At 33.0% G+C, this 5,824-nt stretch carries 3 protein-coding genes; all 3 read right to left on the bottom strand.

All coding sequences use genetic code 11. The annotated features are described in order from the left end of the window. Positions 1 to 334 precede the first annotated feature (334 nt). On the bottom strand, positions 335 to 4,105 hold the full coding sequence (locus tag MR593_RS10710) for a phosphoribosylformylglycinamidine synthase (protein WP_290692710.1): 3,771 nt from the start codon (positions 4,103 to 4,105) through the stop codon (positions 335 to 337). Between the two features lie 58 nt (positions 4,106 to 4,163). Further along, positions 4,164 to 5,414, bottom strand: a complete 1,251-nt coding sequence (purD, locus tag MR593_RS10705; RefSeq protein ID WP_290692708.1) for a phosphoribosylamine--glycine ligase — start codon at positions 5,412 to 5,414, stop codon at positions 4,164 to 4,166. A 24-nt stretch (positions 5,415 to 5,438) separates the two neighbouring features. Then, on the bottom strand, positions 5,439 to 5,824 hold a 386-nt coding region (gene purN, locus MR593_RS10700; protein WP_290692706.1), incomplete at its 5' end, for a phosphoribosylglycinamide formyltransferase.

Raw genomic sequence — 5,824 nt, 5'->3', positions numbered from 1 at the left:
AGATGCTATTTAAATATATACTACAAATGTAGTATATATTTAAATAGCATCTTAATAAAAACATAAAGTCAACATAAACACTAATAAAATATACTGCTTAATTCAAGATTACAAACAAGACAATATATTTTATAAATACTTTTATAATATCATAAATAAATACGTTTTCCTATTATTTTCAACTATTTGTAATAAATTCGATACTATTTCTTTTTCCCCTTTAATATATAAGACTATATTTTTTCTAAAAAATCGCCACTTTCTTTATTTTTTTCAAAAAAAGATGGACTGCCAATAAAGCAATCCATCTTATATATAAATTATTATTTAAATCCTATTTAAAGTAATTTACACCACTTTCAAATATTTTTTGGTCTTTTTCTCCATGTATATTTTTAAGAGTGTATTTACCAATTCTTTCAGAGTGACCCATCTTACCTAAGATTCTACCATCTGCACTAGTTATACCTTCAACAGCGTAGAATGAACCATTAGGGTTGTAGTCTATATCGTAAGTAGCATTTCCATCTAGGTCAACGTATTGAGTTGCTATTTGTCCATTTGCTACTAATTGGTCGAATGTTTCTTTGTTAGCAACGAATTTACCTTCACCATGAGATATAGATATACTATGTAGGTCTCCTACTTTAGTATTAGCTAACCATGGAGATTTATTTGATGCTACTCTAGTAGTTACAACCTTAGCTTGGTGGCGACCTATGTTGTTGTAAGTTATAGTTGGAGCATCTTCAGCAGTTACTGGTTTTATTTCACCATAAGGAACTAATCCTAATTTGATTAATGCTTGGAATCCATTACAGATACCTAATATTAAACCATCTCTATTAGTTAATAGGTCGTTTACAGCTTCAGCTATTCTTGGATTTCTAAATACAGTTGCTATGAATTTAGCAGAACCGTCTGGTTCGTCACCTGCACTGAATCCACCTGGTATCATAACTATTTGAGAAGATTGTATTTCTTTAACCATAGTTTCGATTGAATCTTCTATGTTAGCATAAGTTAAGTTTCTGAATACTTTTATGCTAGCTTTTGCTCCAGCATCTTCAAATGCTCTAGCTGAGTCGTATTCACAGTTAGTTCCAGGGAATGCTGGTATGAATACTTTTGGTTGTACTATTGATAATGAAGATTTTTGGTGTTCGTTAACTATGAAGTTTATGTTTGATATTTCACCAGTTGGTTCAACAGCTTTTGTTGGGAATATTGGTTCTAAAGTAGATTCATAAGCTTTGTAAATCTTACCTAAGCAAACCTTGTATCCATCAACTTCTATGTATTGTCCTTCTATAGTTTTACCAGCAACCTTGTAATCTACACCATCTAATAATGCTAAGTCAGCTTCTTCAATTTCAAGAGCTATGTTTCCATATGCTGGGTCAAATAATTTATCTGCATCAACATCTTTAGCTACTTCAAATCCTATCTTATTACCAAATGCCATCTTAGCTATAGCTTCTCCAAGTCCGCCATAACCTAAAGCATATGAAGCAAGGGCTTTCTTAGCTTGAGTTAATTCTCTTACTTTATCTAAGTTTTTCTTTAATACGTCGAAATCAGGTATTCCACTTTCTAATCTAGGAGTTCTTATAACTACTACAGTAGATCCTGCTTTTTTGAATTCTGGAGATACAACATATTCTGCATCTACTGTATCAACAGCAAATGAAACTAATGTTGGAGGTACGTTTATATGTTCAAATGTACCAGACATACTGTCTTTACCACCTATTGCAGGTATTTCAAATTCTTTTTGTGCATAGTAAGCTCCAAGTAATGCAGCAAATGGTTTACCCCATTTAGTTGCGTCTTTACCTAATTTTTCGAAGTATTCTTGGAAAGTTAATCTAGCTTTCTTGTAATCTCCACCAACTGCAACTAATTTACAGATTGATTCAACAACTGCGTATAATGCACCGTGGAATGGACTCCATTTTCCTATTTTAGGATTGTATCCAAATGTCATTATTGATGAAGTTGTAGTTTTTCCACCAAGTACTGGTATTTTAGCAACCATACCTTGGATAGGAGTTCTTTGATATTTACCACCAAATGGAAGTAATACTGTATTAGCTCCTATAGTGTTATCGAATTTTTCAACTAAACCTTTTTGAGAGCATACATTTAAGTCTTTTAATACGCTGTCAAATTTATCTGAGATAGTTTCGCCTTCTACTTTTATCTTTCCAGTATTGAAGAAAGTATTTTCTTCGTCTACCTTTGCAACGTGTACGTCTGTTTTTTGTTTCTTACCGTTTGTATCAAGGAAAGCTCTGTTTAAGTCAACTATAGTTTTTCCATTCCAGAACATTCTTAAATATCCTGTATCAGTAACTGTAGCAACATGAGTTGCTTGTAAGTTTTCAAGTCCAGCAAGTTCTATAAATCTGTCTTTGTTTTCAGGAGCTATAGCACAAGCCATACGTTCTTGAGATTCTGATATAGCAAGTTCAGTACCATCAAGTCCGTCGTATTTCTTAGGTACTAGGTCTAGGTTTATGTCTAAGCTTTCTGCGATTTCACCTATAGCAACTGAAACCCCACCAGCACCGAAGTCGTTACATCTTTTTATCATTTGTGCAACTTCTTTATTTCTGAAGAATCTTTGGATCTTTCTTTCGTTAGGTGCATCACCTTTTTGTACTTCAGCACCACAAGTTTCTATTGATTCTTCACTGTGTTCTTTAGATGAACCAGTAGCTCCTCCACAACCATCTCTACCAGTTTTTCCACCTAGTAATATGATTATGTCGCCTTTTTCTGGTCTCTTTCTTATTACATTTTCTTTTGGAGCTGCTGCTATAACTGCACCAATTTCCATTCTCTTAGCTACGAAGTCTTCATCGTATACTTCTGTAACTTGTCCTGTTGTTAAACCTATTTGGTTTCCGTAAGAACTGTATCCGTTAGCTGCTTCAGTAGTTATTTTCTTTTGCATTAATTTACCATGTAATGTATCTTCTAGAGAAGTTCTAGGGTCTGCACTACCAGTAACACGCATTGCTTGGTATACATAACTTCTTCCTGAAAGTGGATCTCTGATTGCTCCACCTAAGCAAGTAGCAGCTCCACCAAATGGTTCTATTTCTGTTGGATGGTTGTGAGTTTCGTTTTTGAACATTAATAAATATTTTTCTATTTTACCATCAACATTTACATCTATATTTACACTACAAGCATTTATTTCTTCACTTTCATCTAAATCTTGTAATTTACCTGCAGCTTTAAGTTCTTTTACAGCTATAGTAGCTATATCCATTAGACACATATCTTTTTGTCTGTCTACATAGATAGTATTTCTTGATTCAACGTATTTTGAATAAGTTTCTTTGATTATTTCGTTGTATTTACCATCTTCTATGTCTACACCTTCTATTTGAGTCATGAATGTAGTGTGTCTACAGTGATCTGACCAATAAGTGTCTAGAACTTTTATTTCTGTTATAGTTGGATTTCTCTTTTCTTGGCCTTTAAAGTATTCTTGAACATATTTTAAGTCATCTATTGTCATAGCTAAACCTTGTTCTTTTAAGAAAGCTTCTAAGCCTGCCATATCTAAATCTATAAATCCATCTAGAGTTTCAACTTCTGTTGGTATTTCAGTTTCTAATTCTAAAGTTTCTGGTTTTTCTAAAGTTGCTTCTCTACTGTCAACTGGATTTATTACATATGCTTTTATTCTTGCAAATAATTCATCATCTATATCTCCTGTTAAGATATATAATTTTGCACTGTTTATGTTAGGTCTTTGACCTTCGTTTATTATTTGAACACATTGAGCTGCCCAATCTGCTCTTTGGTCATATTGACCTGGTAAATATTCAACTGCAAATACTCTTGCATCCTTGTCGTATTCAACTGTTTCTTTGTATACTACATCTAGGTTTGGTTCTGAGAATATTGTTTTTGCAGCAGAATCACAAACTTCATCAGATAATCCTTCTATATCGTATCTATTTAATAGTCTTAAGCTATCTATGCAATCTATATGTAAGCTATCTTTTAAATCCTTCATTAATGCTTTTGCTTCAAGATCGAATCCTTCTCTCTTTTCTACTAAAAGTCTTTTTACATTTGAACTCATATTATATTATTCCTCCATTAAGAAATTTCTCATTTTCCCTTTTTATTTTATTGAAAATCTATTTCCATATGTCTGTTCTATAATGCATTCCTTCAAAATTTATTTTCTTGATATTTTCGTAAACTTTTTCCCCTGCTTCTTTTACAGTCTTAGCCTTAGTAGTTATACCGATTACTCTACCACCATTAGTTACTATATTTCCGTCTACTAGTTTAGTACCACTGTGGAAAACTACTATATCATCATCTAAGTCGTCAAGTCCTGTTATTACTTTTCCCTTTTCATAGCTTTCAGGATATCCACCTGATGTAAGCATTACACATATTGCTTGTTCATCAGTATAAGTTATATCTATATCTTTTAATTTGTTATCGATAACTGCTGATATTATTTTGTTTAAATCAGTTTCTAATCTGAATAAAACAGATTGAGTTTCTGGATCACCAAATCTTACATTGTATTCAAGTACTTTAGGTCCGTCTTCAGTTATCATTAATCCTACGAATAATATTCCCTTGAAGTCTAATCCATCTGCTTGGAATCCCTTTAAAGTTTTATCTAATACATTTTCTTTTATATCTTTTGCTAATTCTTCAGTATATAATTCACTTGGAGAGAAAGTTCCCATTCCACCAGTATTTAAACCAGTTTCTCCGTTGTTTACTTTCTTGTGGTCTTTTGCACTTACCATAGGAACTATAGTGTCATGGTCTACAAAAGCTAATATAGAAGTTTCAACTCCTTTTAGGAATTCTTCTATAACTATTTTATCTCCAGCATCACCGAATTTTTTGTCAGTCATCATTTCTTTTAGAGTAGTTATAGCATCTTCTCTGTTTTCAGGTATTACAACTCCTTTTCCAGCTGCTAGTCCATCTGCTTTTATAACAACTGGATAACCGTAGTCATCTATGTCAGCTATTGCTTCGTCTAGGTCAGTATACTCTTTATATTTAGCTGTTGGTAATCCATGTCTTATCATGAAATCTTTTGAAAATGCCTTACTTCCTTCTAATTGAGCACATTTTTTGTTTGGTCCAAATACCTTTAAGCCTTCGGCTTCAAAAACATCTGTTATCCCCATTACTAATGGTACCTCTGGTCCAACTACAGTTATGTCTATTTCCTTTTCCTTTGCAAACTTAACTAATGCATCTAAATCTGTGTCAGCTATATCTACACATTCTGCAACCTTAGCTATTCCAGGATTTCCTGGTGCACAATATATTTTTTCTACGTCTTTTTCATTACTTAATTTCCAGCAGATAGCATGTTCTCTTCCGCCGCCACCTACAACTAATATCTTCATATTTGCCTCCTAGTTTTTGTATATTTATTCGCTTACTTTGACTTTTCTACCTTCTACAGATATCTTTCCTTCGCAAAATAGTTTTACGCATTTAGGAAGAATTGTATGTTCTACTTCTAAAACTCTCTTAGCCAATGATTTTGCATCATCGTTATCCATTACCTTAACTGTATCTTGCATGATTATTGGTCCTGCATCTGCTTCTTCGTTTACAAAATGAACTGTAGCGCCTGAAACCTTTGCACCGTAATCGATTACAGCTTGATGAACTCTCTCTCCATAGAATCCATCTCCACAGAAAGAAGGAATTAGTGATGGATGTATATTCATCATTTTATTTCTAAATTCACTTACGAATTTTGGACTGATTATCTTAAGATAACCAGCCAAAACTACTAAGTCTACGTTTT

The organism is Intestinibacter sp. (assembly GCF_022780145.1).
Classification (GTDB): domain Bacteria; phylum Bacillota; class Clostridia; order Peptostreptococcales; family Peptostreptococcaceae; genus Intestinibacter.
The sequence above is the reverse complement of the archived record's forward strand: the minus strand, read 5'-3'. Positions and strand labels throughout refer to the sequence as shown.

Coding starts and splice junctions, on each gene's coding strand:
- MR593_RS10710 (WP_290692710.1), bottom strand. CDS start 4,105: ATGAGTTCAAATGTAAAAAGACTTTTAGTAGAAAAGAGAGAAGGATTC.
- purD (WP_290692708.1), bottom strand. CDS start 5,414: ATGAAGATATTAGTTGTAGGTGGCGGCGGAAGAGAACATGCTATCTGC.